Raw genomic sequence first — 13,707 nt, forward strand, 5'->3', positions numbered from 1 at the left:
GGAGTCGAGGGTGTGGCCTGAGACTGGTCGGCCGCGTCGGGCGGGGGTGTCGTCGTTCGGGGTGTCGGGGACGAACGCGCATGTGATCCTGGAACAGCCACCTGAGCCGGTCGCCGCCGAGCCGGTCGAACAACCGCGGCCGGCGTTCGCCACCGGACCGATCGTCTGGGTGCTCTCCGCGAAAACTGCTCCGGCACTGACCGCTCAGGCAGGTCGGCTGCGGGCCATGATCCTGGCCGACCCGAATCTTGACCCGCTCGACATCGGCTATTCACTGATCGCGACCAGAGCCGGCCTGGAGTACCGCGCAGTGCTGATCGGCACCGATCGGTCAGAACTGCTCGACGCACTCGATGCAGTGATCGAGGGCAGCGCCGTGGCCGATGTCGTCACCGGCCGGGCGGTCAGGTCCGGCCGGGTGGGGTTCACCTTCCCCGGTCAGGGCGGACAGTGGACCCGGATGGCGGTTGAATTGCTCGACACCGCACCGGTATTCGCCGACCGTATCAATGCGTGCGAGCAGGCGCTGGCCCCGCATGTCGACTGGTCGTTGCACGATGTACTGCGCGGTGCGGCAGGCGCGCCCACCCTCGACCGGGTCGATGTGGTTCAGCCGGTGTTGTTCGCCGTCATGGTGTCGCTGGCCGCGCTGTGGGAGTCCTTCGGTGTGCGGCCACACGGAGTGATCGGACATTCACAGGGCGAGATCGCCGCGGCCTGTGTCGCCGGTGCGCTCTCCCTCGCGGATGCGGCGCGGATCGTCGCTGTGCGCAGCAAGCTGATAGCCGAACACGGCACCGCTGGCGGTGCCCTGCTGTCCATCGTGGACTCGGCGGATTCGGTGCGCGCCATGATCGGCGAATTCGCGGGCGAAGTCTCGATCTCCGCGGTGAACGGCCCGCGCGCGGTAGTGGTGGCCGGTGCACGGGAACCGCTGGCGCGGCTGGAACGAGTGCTGGCTCGCGCCGCGATCATGCGGTGGCTGGTGGACGGGGTCGACTTCGTAGCGCATTCGCCTGCGATGGACGGCCTGCGCGAACCGCTGGTTGCCGCCCTTGCCGACCTGCGCCCGCGTCCGGCCACCGTCTCTTTCTACTCGACCGTCACCGGAACAGCCATGCGGACAACTGAACTCGGCAGTGAGTACTGGTTCCGCAACCTGCGTGAACCTGTCCTGTTCGAACCCGCGCTGCGTGCCATGCTGGACGCGGGCAACGACGTCGTCATCGAGGTGGGGCCTCACCCCCTGCTCACGCTCGGCAGCGAGGAGACCGCGTCGGACACCGAGGGCGGCGCTTCAGTCCTCGGATCGTTGCGTCGTGACGAGGGCGGCCCGCGCCGGATGCTGCGTGCGCTGGCGCAAGCCCATGTCGCCGGTGTGGATGTCGACTGGCACGCGCTCTTCGCGGGGCGTGGGGCCCGCCGGGTGAGCCTGCCGACGTATGCCTTCGACCATGCGCGCTACTGGGCCATCGGGGAAAACTTGGGCGACATCGCGGAATTGGGGCTGGCGCCGACGGCACATCCGCTCCTCGCCGGCGAGCTCCGGCCTGCCGCTGGATCGAAGTGGCTGTGGACAGGTAGCTGGTCGACCGCACGGCAAGCGTGGCTGGCCGATCACGCGGTTTTCGGCGAAGTGCTCGTCTCCGGCACGACGATGGTCGAACTCGCCGCCGTCGCCGGGGCGAGGGTGGGCTGCCCAGTGGTGTCGGAACTGATGCTGGAGGCGCCGCTGGTCGTCGCCGAAGACGGCGTCGTCGCCGTGCAGCTCGCCGTCGACGGTCCCGACGCCGACGGCCGCCACGAATTCACGCTGCACGCGATGCCCGGTCAGGACGGCCAATGGGTGCGGCATGCCTCGGCCGTGCTGGTCGCCGCGACCGACAGCCCGCCCGATGCGCAGTGGGCCGGCACCTGGCCGCCGCCGAACGCACAGGAGGTCGACGTCGAGGGGTGGTACGACGCGCTCGCGGCGCGCGGATTCGGCTACGGTCCCGCGTTCCAGGGGCTGCGTGCGATGTGGCGGTCCGGGACCGATATCTTCGCCGAGATCCGCACGTCGGCATCGACAGCGGGATACGCGGTCCACCCGGCACTGCTCGACGCGGCCTTCCACGCGGGACTACGCGACACGGAGCCGACGCGAGCAGACCATCCGGCGGGTGTGGTGCTGCCCTTCGTGTGGTCCGACGTGTGGTTGCGCGCCGACGCCGGTGCGCCGGAGACCCTGCGTGTACGGCTGCGCCGCGCCGGCCCGGACACGGTGTCGATGACCGGTGCCGATGCCTCAGGGCGCGTCCTGGTTTCGGTCGGGTCCGTGGCCTCTCGACCGGTTTCCCGGGCACAGGTGGCCGCGGTGAGCCGACCGGAGGACGGATCGCTGTTCGAGGTCCGGTGGCAGACCGCCGCGCCCGCATCGGGCACCCGCCGCGAATTCGCTGTGCTGGAACCGGGTTTCGATCCTGACGAGCTGACCGGGTTGCGCCGATGTGCCGACCTCTCGGCACTCGAAGCCGATGTCGAAGCGGGCGCGCCGGTACCGGAGGCGGTGGTGCTGGCCATCCCGGCGGCCACGGCGCCCGTGCCGCAGGCGGTGAGCGCGCAACTGGTGCACACGCTCGCCATCGTGCGGCAATGGCTTGCGACACCGATGTTCTCGCGATCCCGTCTGGTGATCGTGACGTCCGGGGCGATCGCGACCGGAGCGACGGAAACGCCGGACGTGTCGGTGGCGCCGGTGTGGGGCCTGGTACGCAGCGCTCAGGCCGAGCACCCCGGTCGCTTCGTCCTCGTCGACACCGAATCGCGGACGAACACCACGGTGGCGTGGACGGGAGTGGAATCGGCGCTGGCGACCGCTGAGCCGCAGGTCGCCTTCCGCTCCGGCCGCACCAGCGTTCCCCGCGTGACCAGATCGTCCGCGCGGATCCTGGCGGCACCGGTGTTCGACGCCGCGTCGACCGTGCTGGTCACCGGCGGTCCACGCGGTTTGGCCGGCTTGATGGCCCGGCACGTGGTGGTGCGGTACGGGGTGCGCTCGCTGGTGCTGGCCTGTCGGCGCGGCCCGGCTGCCGAGGGAGCTGACGAACTGGTCGCCGAACTCACCGAACACGGTGTGCGAGTGCGGATCGTAGCCTGCGATGTGGCGGATCGTGTGGCGGTGGCGGATCTGATCGCATCGATCGAACCCGAGTATCCGCTGCGATTTGTGGTGCACGCCGCGGGTGTACTGGCCGATGCGACGGTCGCAGAGATGACAGCGGCCCAACTCGAGCGGGTGTTGGCCGCCAAAGTGAGCGCGGCCTGGAACCTCCACGAGGCCACTGCGGGGCTGGACCTGTCCGGATTCGTGCTGTTCTCCTCCGCCTCCGGCATCCTCGGCGGTCCGGGCCAGGCCAATTACGCCGCGGCGAATGTCTTCCTCGACGCGCTCGCACAGTGGCGCCACCAGCGCGCGCTGCCGGCTGTCTCGATGGCGTGGGGCCTGTGGGAACACTCGACGTCGATGACCCAGGAGTTGACCGATCTGGACGTCGCCCGGTTGGCCGGCGGCGGGGTGCTCGCCATGCCCGTGGCGGCGGGCCTGGCCCTGTTCGATGCCGCGCTGTCGACGAATATGCCGGTAGTGGCACCGATGCGGCTGGATATGGGTGCACTGCGGGTCCGCGGCCGTGACGCCGGGCTGCCTGCGATCCTGCATGGCCTGGTGCCCCCGGCGCCGCGCCGGGCGGACGCAACGGCGGATGCTCTGCGCGCTCGACTGGCGGGGCTCGCCGATCCAGAACGTCTGCGTCAGCTGCTGCAGCTGGTGTCGGAGGAGACCGCGGCGGTGCTCCAGCACCATGCGGGTGCGGCGGCGATCGAGCCGGATCGGGCATTCAAGGAATCCGGATTCGACTCGCTGGCCGCTGTCGAACTGCGTAACCGCCTCGGCCGCGCGACCGGACTGACGCTGCCGCCCACCCTGGTCTTCGACCATCCCAATCCAAGGGCGGTCGCGCAGCGGCTGCTCGAACTGATGGGCGAGCACGGCGGTGACGTGCAGCAATCGCACCCGATCGATGCCGAACTGGAGCGGATCGTCGCGCTGGTGCGGTCGGCGCCCGCTGACCAGCGTGCGCGGTTGGCCGAACGCCTACGTGCCGTTCAGCGCGAACTCGAGGCCGACGGCAACGGGGAACAGACTGAAAAGATCCGGGATGCGACGGCCACGGAGATCTTCGATCTCATCGACAACGATCTGGGGGTGCGCTGAACAATGGTGGATCGATCGCTACCTGATCAGCCGCGGCGTAATGGAACACCCACCGACGCGGTCGGGCTGGCGGGGGCCGTTCGCCGGGCACATGCGGCAGGTCGTCTCATCGACACCACGCCGCTGGTGCGGGCGGCGGCCACGAGGCGACGCGGTTTCGCCACTGCGGCGCAGCTCGTTCAGCAGCCACGTCCCCGGCTCGTCAGCGAGGGCGAGCCGCCCGTGCTGATCTGTCTACCGTCATTCGTCGCCGGATCCGGAGCGCATCAATTCGCGCGGCTGGCAACATGTTTCGTTCGCCGACCGCAGGCCTCGGCGCTGGTTCTGCCCGGCTTCGAGGCCGCAGGTGCGATCCCGGCCCGCTGGGATGCCGCCATCGCCGTCCTGGCCGCCGCCACACGCTCGGCCGCCGCGGACAATCCGTTTGTTCTGGTCGGCTATTCGGTCGGCGGCATCCTCGCACACGCGGTGGCACAGTTACTGGCCGAATTCGGCCGCCCTGCCACCGGGATCGTAATGGTCGACACGGTCAACCCTGAGCCCGCCGACCGCGAATCTGCCTTCGCCTGGGCCCTGGGCGGCGTACTCGACCGCGATGTCGGCGGTCGGCTGGTGAGTGACAGCAATCTGAGTGCTATGGGCGCGTATCTGGGCTTGCTCGATGAGTGGGAACCCGGCCCGGTCACTGCGCCGACCCTTATGGTGCGCGCACGAAGACGGTCCGTCGTTGCGGACTGGCCGACCTGGGACGTGGCCGACACGGTCGTCGAGGTACCCGCCGACCACTTCTCGATCCTGGCCGAAGACTCTCCGGCCACCGCCCGAGCCATCGAGGATTGGCTGCCTCGATAGCGGTGCCCGGCGCGGGCACGCCTCAGTTGTGCCAGCGCAGGGCGGCCGCTGCGGCGAAGTCTCCGGCATGTGCGAACCCGGCCATCACCACGAGCGATCCGTCGGGCACTTTGCCCTCTCGAATCGCGGTGTCCAAGGTAACCGGAACTGCCGCGCCGTACAGGTTTCCGTACCGGTCGAAGGTATCGAGATGCTGGTCGGCCACGAACCCGAGCGTGCGGCGCCAGTTGCGCAGGAACAGCCGATTGGGCTGATTGGTAACCAGAAAGTCGACCGTGGTGAGGTCGATATCGATCTCCTGACACAGTTCCGATACGACCTCGGGAATCAGCCGGTTGCCCCGATCGATGATCTCCTTCGATTTGTCCTGATCGAAGACGATCTCGAGCTCGCCGGCTCCGGCGGCCCAGTATTTGCGACCGTCGCCGGTCGCGGGCGACATGTCCGGTGCAAACGACGGCGTGTTCCGCACGTGGACGCCGAGTACGGGGGAGCGGTCGTCGGCGGTGACGTAAGCGACCCCGCACCCGTCGCCGGAAATCGCCGCGCTCTGTTTCGCGCTGAGTTCGGGCTGGGCGAAAAGCTGGCCGGCTGTGTTCTGTACATTGGCCAGCAGCACGGTTCTCGCCTCGCCCGCGGCGATCATCGCCCGGGCGATCCTGAGCATGTACGGAAAGGCACCGCAGCCGCCGTTGTGCAGGTCGAGGACCAAGCGGGGATCGCAGCCGAGCAGATAGGCCGATTCGGCTCCGCATCCGGTGATGCACTCGTCGGGCAGCAACGTATTCGTGATGAGCATGTCGACGTTGCCCGCAGGGTCGACGCCGAGCCGTTCGAACATCGGCGCCGCGGCCGCGGCCACCATGTCTGCGGCCCGTTCGGTGGGGGCGACCCGGTGACGGGCATCCGGTAGCCGGAACAGCGGACTCCGTGCCATCGGATCATGTTCCGCCGCAACGGGGTCCGGGGCGATTACCTCGGATGGGAGATAGCTGCCGAATGCGGCGATGCTCATCGGTCGCATGTGAAGATCCTCTTCTGGTGAAATCTGTGTATCCCATTGTGCCGGAACGTGTCCGGGCTGTGCGAGTTTGCCGGTGCCCGGCCGGCGCCGTACCTTTCCGTGGTATGGATGTGGTCGTAGAGCAACTGATGAAATGTTCCCCCGACGAATACCTCGACTTCGTCATGGACGTCGAGCGCTATGCCGAAGTCGATGACAAGATAACTTCGATCGACTGGGTCCGGCGCGAGGGAAATATCGTGCGTTTCAAATTCAGGCCAGCGCTCCCAGGTCTGCCGCGACCGATGCCGAAAATGGTGCTCCAACTGACGCTTGTGCCAGGCGAGCGCATCGATCTTATGCTGGCGCCACGGCCGATGAACAAATTCGCGAACCTGGTGATGAAATATTCCGGCAGCTTCGTCTGCGCGCCCGTGGACGGCCGGACGCTGGTCACGAGTTCTACCGCGCTGGACGTGATTCCGGTACTGGGCTGGGTACTCGAGCCGATACTGCGGCGGAAGTTGCCCGCAAACTTCCAGGCCGAGATCGAACACGCGAGGGACTACCTGGAGGCCCGCAACAGCACCGACAACACATGATGCCTACAACGCCTGAGCCGAAACTGCGGCCGCGGCGGACGTGCCGGCGGCGCGGCGCTGCTGGAGTGCGGCGGCCAGCGAGCGGACCAGAAACAACGGGCTCAGGGCGGTGAACATCGAGGCGTTGCGGGTGACGGCCTTGGTCACCCGCGCGCCCACCCATGAATCGTGCACGGCCGCCGACAACAGCACCCGCATCATGATCGACAGCTCGGGACGCCGACTCAGATCGATGATCTGTAGCTGATGTGGCCACAACCGGAACCGGTGCGTGCGCTGATAGCGGCGCGCCGCCGCGTCGATCCGGCCCGGCGCGCCCGCGGCCAGTGGTCGCGCGACTGCGTCACTGAGCCATTCCGCCGTCTGTAGTGCCCAGCCCAACCCGGCGCCCTCCGCCGGATCGGCCGACATCGCGGCATCGCCGATGAGCGCGACTCCCGGTGCGGTGATCTGCCGGCGTGTGATGCTGGGATAGTCGCGGTAGCCGATCACGTCCGAGACCCGTTCGGCATCTGCCAGTTCCGGCACGTCGGACAGATTCGCGTAGGCGGCCAGCAGCGCTGCTTCCTTGTCCTGGGCCGCAGCGTACTGCTTCTTGTCGAGCAACCCGGCGAGGACGACCTGGCCGTCGTCCATCGCCCCGATCGAGACGATCTCGGGCATCTTCAACCAGATGCTCAGCGTCCGGTCCGCCGGGACCGTCACGTTGCGGTAGTAGGCGAACACACAGGAACGGCAGTTCGCCGAGCGATGTCCGGGCAGCCCGGCGAGATCGGCAACCTTCGAGTGCCGTCCGTCCGCACCGATCACCAGGCGCGCCCGCAACCGCCGCTCTTTCCCGAGCACGTTAGCCGCTACCCCGTCGACGCGGCCGAGTTCGTCGCGGGTGAGTTCGCGAACCTTGGCGCCCATGATCAGAGTGACTTGCGGCAGTTCCGCTGCGGCGTTGCGGATCAGCGGATCCAGGACCTCGCGGCGAATGTTGTATCCGTGCGGCGGGCGGTCTTTCGTGCGCGGTGTGCGCAACCAGCCGTAGGGGGTCAGATATCCGTCGTGGGAGGGCACACCACCGGCCTGTTCGATCAGCTTGTCCAAGCCGATGCGCTGCATGGTCGGCAGTGCGCTCGATCGAATCGAAGAGGTGCACAATCGTTTATAGGTGCCCGGATCGCGATGCGCCTCCATCAGCGCGACCCGCAAGCCGGCGCGACCGAGCAGAATCGCCGCCGCGGAGCCCGCCGGCCCAGCGCCCACTACCACTACGTCATAGTCGTCGTTCATTTGAACTCTCCCCGAGTTGGGCGACCGGATGCCGTGAACGGCACCCACCGCCCATCGTTACATTCGGGGGAGTTCGCCGACAAAGTCCACCGGCGTACTGCCGGCGCTCACCCTCGGCCGGTCTGCTTTTCGATATAAGTCTTGGCCTGCGCAATCTCGGTCTCGACATTGCCGGGGAGATTGCGCCGCAGGATAGGATCGACCAGCCAACGTACCGCCGGGACAAGTTCCGCCGCCATCGTTCTGGTCACCAGGGTGCCGTTTTCGACAGGCTCGCAAACGAAGCTCGCATTGAACTTCATCAACCCGTGCCACAGTCGACTGTTCGGCAACGGGGCGATCCCGACATCGACGCGCTTGCCGGGCGTGAGCCGGCCCTGCGCGATCATCTTCGGCGCCGGGCCGGGGATTCCCGGCATGGCCGGTCTGAACTTGAATTCGACCAGGTTTCCCTCGCGCCGAACCCAGTCGAATCGGCCGATCTTGTCGTCGACCTCGGCATACCGTTCCACGTCCATTGCGAACTCGAGAAATTCCTCTGGAAGGCATTGCATGATCTGCTGCGCCCGCGCTTCAACCATGTAGGCAGTGTATCTGCGATCTTGCGTCGGGCCCACTATCCGAGCGAATTGGCGCGGTCATGTCGCGGAGCCGGGTGCTCGCAGGGTCGGCGCAGTCCTCGGCCAGCTGGGACACGCTGTGTACCAGCGTATTCGGTGTCAGCTCGATGCTCGATCTCCCGACGCCGGGAGATCGAGTTGACAAGGATCTCGAGAAGCTCGAACCCAACTGCCGACCGCTGGTCGGAGACCGCCTGCCGCGCTGGGGCTGCCTGCTCATGCCGAAAGGTTGTCGTCCTCGATTCCGCAACCCACGTCGGTGGCGAACCGGAAGCCGACGCCGCGCACTGTGATGATCCAGTCGTTGCAGTTCAGCTTCTTGCGCAAATTGTTGACGTGGGTATCGACCGTTCGGCTGGACAGCGATCCGTCCCAGATCTGGTCGGCGATGGTATGTCGATCGATGACCGTGTCGGGATTGGCAGCGAGCAACAGCAGGAGGTCGAACTCCTTTCGGGTCATCTTGAGCGGGGTGCCCGACAGTTCGACCCGGCGCGTCCGCGAATTGATGGTGAGCTGATCATACCGCAACAGATCCGAACCAGCGGAAGCCGAATTGTGCTGGGAGGTACGGCATCTGCGGGTAACCGCTTGGATACGGGCGATCAGCTCCCGGGTTCCGTACGGATGGACGATGTAGTCGTCGGCCCCCGAACGCAAACCGAGGATCCGATCCAACTCCGATGCCCGCGCGGTCACGATGATGATCGGAACAGCGCTCGAATCGCGGACGGTGCGGCAGATCTCGATGCCGTCGAGATCGGACAGGTCCACGTTGAGCAGGATCAGGGCCGCCTCGTAGTGGCGCCGTAGGGCGCCTGCGCCGGTGTCCACCGCGGTCACCGGGTAGCCGTGGCGTTGTAGCTTGCGCGACAGCGATTCGCGCTCGCGCGCATTGCTTTCCACGAGCAGAATCCGCGTGTCCGATGGCCCGCTCGTTCCAATATTTCGGAGTGTCATTCGTTCCCGTCTTCGCCTGCCGAGATGGTGCTGTCGGCGTGTCGGCGTGCCCGCGGCCCGGACACGTTGAAGCGGTCGGTCGCGGGCGGCATCGGCCGCGAAGTCGATCGGTGGCCCCCCAGGCATCTGTGGCGGCCGGCGGCGCGCAGCCGCTCGACCGAAACGCCGACTCCCGCGTCAGTATCTCTCGAAAAAGCAAGCAAACCAACACAATTGAGACGATTGTCGCGAAAATGCCGAGTTGGCTACCCTCTGGTAGTCTCGGCCGTGCCAGCGAGCGGCGACCTCGTCGAGCATGACCTCCAGTTCTGGCGGAGTGTTCGGATCCCGTGGACGCGCAGCTCCAATCTGGGGAGGGTTGGGCAATCGACGTGTGGTCTGATGATTCGTCTTCGGTGAATACGAGTGGCTCCGGCGAGCCGGAAGTCGTGGGATCGGAGCGTCGACCCGGCACGAGAATCGTGATCATCGACGGCGATGCGAAACGGTGTGCGGCGCAGGCGACCGACCTGGTGCGTCAGGGGCACGACGTGACGCAGGTTCGATCCGGGCTGGAAGCGGTCCTGGTGTGCTCCGATTGTGACGTAGTGATCCTGAGTCTGGACCTGCCCGATGTGGACGGGTTGTACGTCTGCCGCGAGATCGCGGAATACGACGTACCGATCATCGTCACGGCGGAGCGCAAGTCGGAACTGGATTGCGTGCTCGCGCTGCAGGCGGGGGCCGACGACTATCTGGCGCAGCCGTATCACTTCCGCGAACTTGCGGCCAGGGTCGACGCACTGGTGTGGCGCTGGTCGACCCGAGAGCCGCCCCAGGCGTCCGGTGCCGAGCCGGTAGTACTGCGAATCGATGTCTCGGCCCGCGAGGTCACGGTGTTCGATCGAGGAGTCGAGCTGACGCGCAAGGAATTCGACCTGCTGGTCCTGCTGGCCGAGAACGTCGGTCGGGTCGTGCCACGGGACCAGATCATGCGCACGGTATGGGGCCATACCTGGTCGAGACGCACGGCCGACACGCATATCAGCAGTCTTCGTTCGAAGCTCGGAACCGGTTCGTGGATTATCGCGGTCCGCGGCGTCGGATTCAAGCTCGTGTGCGACGCCGAGATCCGCGGATCGGTTGGTCCCATCGCCGGCACCGGATAGCGGCGACACCGCCTCATCACTTCCGGTCGACCGACAGGTCGGCTCCGGGTCGCGTAGTCGGCCGACGCCGCTGGAAGCTGTCGGACAGGCGCGGTGTCCCAGTGGTGGTCACGACATCGACGCTCGCGCCGACATGGCAGTTCTCGGTGGTGACGCGCAGCAGCGCATCGGCCAGATCGGACCGCGAGGTGTATCGGCCGGGAATGCTGGAGGGTGCGAGTGTGTAGTCAGTGATATCGGTGCCGTCGAAGAGGCCGGAGGCCCGAACGATCGTCCAGTCGAGTCCGCTGTTCCGGACGGCGGCCTCCATACGACCCATGTCCGCGTACGCAGTTCGCCCCAGCGTCAGCAGGATCGGTAGCAGTACCGTCCGGAAAAGTAGAGTTTCGCCTGGTGCCGCAGTGCCGGCGACGCACACCGAACTCACGCATACGAGCCGCCGGACACCGTGTAGAGCCATGGCCCCCATGATATTTCCGATACCTTCGGTGAAAATCGATACGGGCTTGAGGGTGTAGCTTCCGCCCAGCACTGATATCACCGCATCGTGGCCCGCCACCGCCGCGGCGACCGAATCGCTGTCGCGTGCGTCGGCGCCTACGACCCGCAGCAGCGGATCGGCGATGGGAAAGTCATCGGGGCGGCGCACTGCGGCGGTTACCTCCAGCCCGCTCCCGATCGCTTGACGAACTACATTGAGACCGGTTGGCCCGCTGGCGCCGAATACGACAATCTTCATTGTTTCCCCTGTTGTTCGTGCCTACCTGATGGTGCGGACCTATTGCGCTGGTGTTGCCTCCGGGCCCGTGTGCTCGGCGGAATAGCCGGTCAGCAGCGGGACGATCAGCGCATCGATGATCCGTTCGTAATATGTGCCGTCCACCGGCTCGCCCGAATCGAGGAGTCGGTAGAAGATCATCGCGGGAACCACATCCGCGATGAGTGCGGTGTCGGCGCCCTCGGCGATCTCCCCGCGACCACGAGCGCGTTCGACAATGGCGGCGTATGCGGCCCGGCGCGGTTCTGCGATGACCTGTTCCACGGTTTCGCGCAGCTGTGGATCGCGGTTGATGGCGGCCCCGATCGCGGACAGGATCGCATCGCGTGGGCCGTCGCGGTCGAGATACATCGCGCCGACGGCGATCAAATCCGATCGCAGGCTGCCGGTATCGGGCAGTGGTTCAGTCCAGGCGAGCATCCGTACTGCTTCCCGGACGAGCTCGGACTTGTCCTTCCACCGTCGGTAGACGGTGGCTCGGCTCGCGCCCGCTCGTGCCGCGACGGAATCCATTGTCAGCCGGTCGTATCCGACCTCGGGAAGGATCTCGCTGACCGCGGCCAGCAACGCGAGATCCCGCTCGGGATCTCGCGGGCGGCCGACGGACTTCGGCCTGGTCGCGTCGTTGAATGGCGTTGGCACATCGCGAGCCTAACCGCCGGACGATATCGATACAACTGTGTTCTGTATCGCTTTGCCAAAACGAAACGGTCGAGTATCGTTTCGTAATGACCGAACGGAGAGGGATGGCTATGTTTGCTGGTCAGGGCGGGAAATCCGGAGGTTTCGAGTTGACCCGTCGTCGCTTGTTCACCGCTGGTGGGGCGCTCATCGCCGCCGCATCCACGACTAATTGTTCCGGTACGGACGAGCCGGCCGACGACGCCGTACTGCGATCCACCGTTCGCGGTCGAGTCCTTCTCCCCGGTGACGCGGGCTTCGATCAAGCTCGTACGCCGTGGAATCTGACCGTCGATCAGTCCGTCCGTGCCGTGGTGGAGCTTGCCGACGCCGACGATGCGTCGGCGCTGATCCGTTACGCCAGGCAGGTCGGCCGATCCCTCGCGGTGCAGCCGAACGGTCACAATCCCTCGCCATCGGCGGACGGCACGATTCTGGTGCGCACCAAACGGCTCGATGAACTGCGAATCGATCCCGACGCCCGAACCGCGCGGGTGGGCGCGGGTGTCAATTGGGGTCAATTGCAGATGGCGGCCGGCGCGCACGGCCTGACGGGAGTCGCGGGCAGTTCACCAGCGGTCGGAGTCACCGGCTACACCCTTGGTGGCGGCTTGAGCTGGTTCGCGCGGCAATTCGGTTGGGCGTGCGACAACGTCATTGCCTTCGACATCGTCGACGCGGACGGCCGGGCACGCAAGGTCACTGCGTCGTCGGACTCCAGCCTGTTCTGGGCGCTGCGGGGTGGCGGCGGCGACTACGCGCTCGTGACAGCCCTCGAATTTAGGCTGCACCCGGCGCCCGAACTCTACGGCGGGAAGATGCTCTGGCCCATTGATCAGGCGCCACGGGTGATGGCGGCGTTTCGGGAGATCACTGCGACTGCGCCGGAGGAGATGACTGTCTGGTTCAGTCTGCTGCGCATGGACGGCGCCGCCCCGATGGTCGGTGTCGACACCACCTATCTCGGTCAGGCGGACGCGGGCCGGTCACTGCTGGCAGCGTTCGACCGCATCGACGGACGTATGGTCGACAGCCGTAGGCCGATGCCGCCGGCCGAGCTGGGATCCATCGTCGGCGAACCGACCGATCCCAGTCCGATTCGCTCGCACGCCGAGCTGTTGAACGGGTTCACAGACGCCGACGCCGAGGCCATCCTGACCACGTCCATGGAGCCGCTCGGCGCCATCCAGATCCGTCACCTCGGCGGGGCGATCGCCCGGCCGTCGGACTCCCCGCCGGGAGCCGTCACCGCCCCGTACTACATGAGCCTGATCGGAGGTGAGGCAACACCGCAAGCAGCCGCGGCGAACGACGGTCGAATCCAGGACTATCTGCGAGCGGTTGATCGGTCGCGAAGCCGACGGACGCCGCTGACGTTACTGAGCCCTGGTCAGACTGCGGTAGACGCCTTCGACTCCGCGACACTGGATCGGCTGCGCGGCGTGAAGAACAGCGTGGACCCCGAAGGTGTGTTCCGCAGTAACTTCCCCGTCCGCGAGCCGGCTTCCGGTCGCTGAGCAGGGACGG

Annotated in this window: 11 protein-coding genes; 5 read left to right on the forward strand and 6 right to left on the reverse strand. The window is 66.6% G+C overall.

Going from position 1 to position 13,707, the window contains the following annotated elements:
- Window positions 1-10: 10 nt before the first annotated feature.
- Window positions 11-4,255: a type I polyketide synthase gene (locus ACFO5K_RS18185; protein ID WP_378564033.1), complete on the forward strand. Its 4,245-nt coding sequence runs from the start codon at window positions 11-13 to the stop codon at window positions 4,253-4,255.
- A gap of 126 nt (window positions 4,256-4,381) precedes the next feature.
- Window positions 4,382-5,107, forward strand: coding sequence for a thioesterase domain-containing protein (locus ACFO5K_RS18190; RefSeq protein ID WP_378564036.1), 726 nt, complete (start codon window positions 4,382-4,384; stop codon window positions 5,105-5,107).
- 22 nt (window positions 5,108-5,129) lie between these two features.
- Here ACFO5K_RS18190 and ACFO5K_RS18195 read toward each other — a convergent pair whose 3' ends face one another.
- Window positions 5,130-6,044 (reverse strand): 3-oxoacyl-ACP synthase III family protein, encoded by a 915-nt coding sequence (locus ACFO5K_RS18195; protein ID WP_378564039.1) that lies wholly within the window; start codon window positions 6,042-6,044, stop codon window positions 5,130-5,132.
- 191 nt (window positions 6,045-6,235) lie between these two features.
- Between ACFO5K_RS18195 and ACFO5K_RS18200 the strand changes: the two genes are divergently transcribed.
- On the forward strand, window positions 6,236-6,712 hold the full coding sequence (locus ACFO5K_RS18200) for an SRPBCC family protein (RefSeq protein ID WP_378564042.1): 477 nt from the start codon (window positions 6,236-6,238) through the stop codon (window positions 6,710-6,712).
- 3 nt (window positions 6,713-6,715) lie between these two features.
- Here ACFO5K_RS18200 and ACFO5K_RS18205 read toward each other — a convergent pair whose 3' ends face one another.
- The 3 genes from ACFO5K_RS18205 to ACFO5K_RS18215 all read right to left on the reverse strand — a co-directional run bounded on the left by ACFO5K_RS18205 (window position 6,716) and on the right by ACFO5K_RS18215 (window position 9,519).
- Window positions 6,716-7,993: an NAD(P)/FAD-dependent oxidoreductase gene (locus ACFO5K_RS18205; RefSeq protein ID WP_378564045.1), complete on the reverse strand. Its 1,278-nt coding sequence runs from the start codon at window positions 7,991-7,993 to the stop codon at window positions 6,716-6,718.
- Between the two features lie 107 nt (window positions 7,994-8,100).
- A complete protein-coding gene (locus ACFO5K_RS18210; protein WP_378564047.1) occupies window positions 8,101-8,574 on the reverse strand; it encodes a hypothetical protein in 474 nt (157 codons plus the stop codon).
- A gap of 255 nt (window positions 8,575-8,829) precedes the next feature.
- Entirely contained in the window at window positions 8,830-9,519 is a 690-nt protein-coding gene (locus ACFO5K_RS18215; protein ID WP_378564050.1) for a response regulator transcription factor, read from the reverse strand.
- Window positions 9,520-10,034: 515 nt separating this feature from the next.
- Here ACFO5K_RS18215 and ACFO5K_RS18220 point away from each other — a divergent pair.
- On the forward strand, window positions 10,035-10,721 hold the full coding sequence (locus ACFO5K_RS18220) for a response regulator transcription factor (RefSeq protein WP_378564053.1): 687 nt from the start codon (window positions 10,035-10,037) through the stop codon (window positions 10,719-10,721).
- A 16-nt stretch (window positions 10,722-10,737) separates the two neighbouring features.
- Here the strand turns inward: ACFO5K_RS18220 and ACFO5K_RS18225 are convergent, their stop codons facing one another.
- Window positions 10,738-11,460, reverse strand: coding sequence for an NAD(P)-dependent oxidoreductase (locus ACFO5K_RS18225; protein ID WP_378564056.1), 723 nt, complete (start codon window positions 11,458-11,460; stop codon window positions 10,738-10,740).
- 39 nt (window positions 11,461-11,499) lie between these two features.
- Entirely contained in the window at window positions 11,500-12,141 is a 642-nt protein-coding gene (locus ACFO5K_RS18230; protein ID WP_378564059.1) for a TetR/AcrR family transcriptional regulator, read from the reverse strand.
- Here ACFO5K_RS18230 and ACFO5K_RS18235 point away from each other — a divergent pair.
- Window positions 12,129-13,697: an FAD-binding oxidoreductase gene (locus ACFO5K_RS18235; RefSeq protein ID WP_378564062.1), complete on the forward strand. Its 1,569-nt coding sequence runs from the start codon at window positions 12,129-12,131 to the stop codon at window positions 13,695-13,697. The genes ACFO5K_RS18230 and ACFO5K_RS18235 overlap by 13 nt on opposite strands.
- The last annotated feature ends 10 nt before the right edge of the window (window positions 13,698-13,707 follow it).

The organism is Nocardia halotolerans, from assembly GCF_042650145.1.
GTDB classification, from domain to species: Bacteria; Actinomycetota; Actinomycetes; order Mycobacteriales; family Mycobacteriaceae; genus Nocardia; species Nocardia halotolerans.

Coding starts and splice junctions, on each gene's coding strand:
- ACFO5K_RS18235 (WP_378564062.1), top strand. CDS start 12,129: ATGGCGTTGGCACATCGCGAGCCTAACCGCCGGACGATATCGATACAA.
- ACFO5K_RS18195 (WP_378564039.1), bottom strand. CDS start 6,044: ATGGCACGGAGTCCGCTGTTCCGGCTACCGGATGCCCGTCACCGGGTC.
- ACFO5K_RS18200 (WP_378564042.1), top strand. CDS start 6,236: ATGGATGTGGTCGTAGAGCAACTGATGAAATGTTCCCCCGACGAATAC.
- ACFO5K_RS18210 (WP_378564047.1), bottom strand. CDS start 8,574: ATGGTTGAAGCGCGGGCGCAGCAGATCATGCAATGCCTTCCAGAGGAA.
- ACFO5K_RS18225 (WP_378564056.1), bottom strand. CDS start 11,460: ATGAAGATTGTCGTATTCGGCGCCAGCGGGCCAACCGGTCTCAATGTA.
- ACFO5K_RS18205 (WP_378564045.1), bottom strand. CDS start 7,993: ATGAACGACGACTATGACGTAGTGGTAGTGGGCGCTGGGCCGGCGGGC.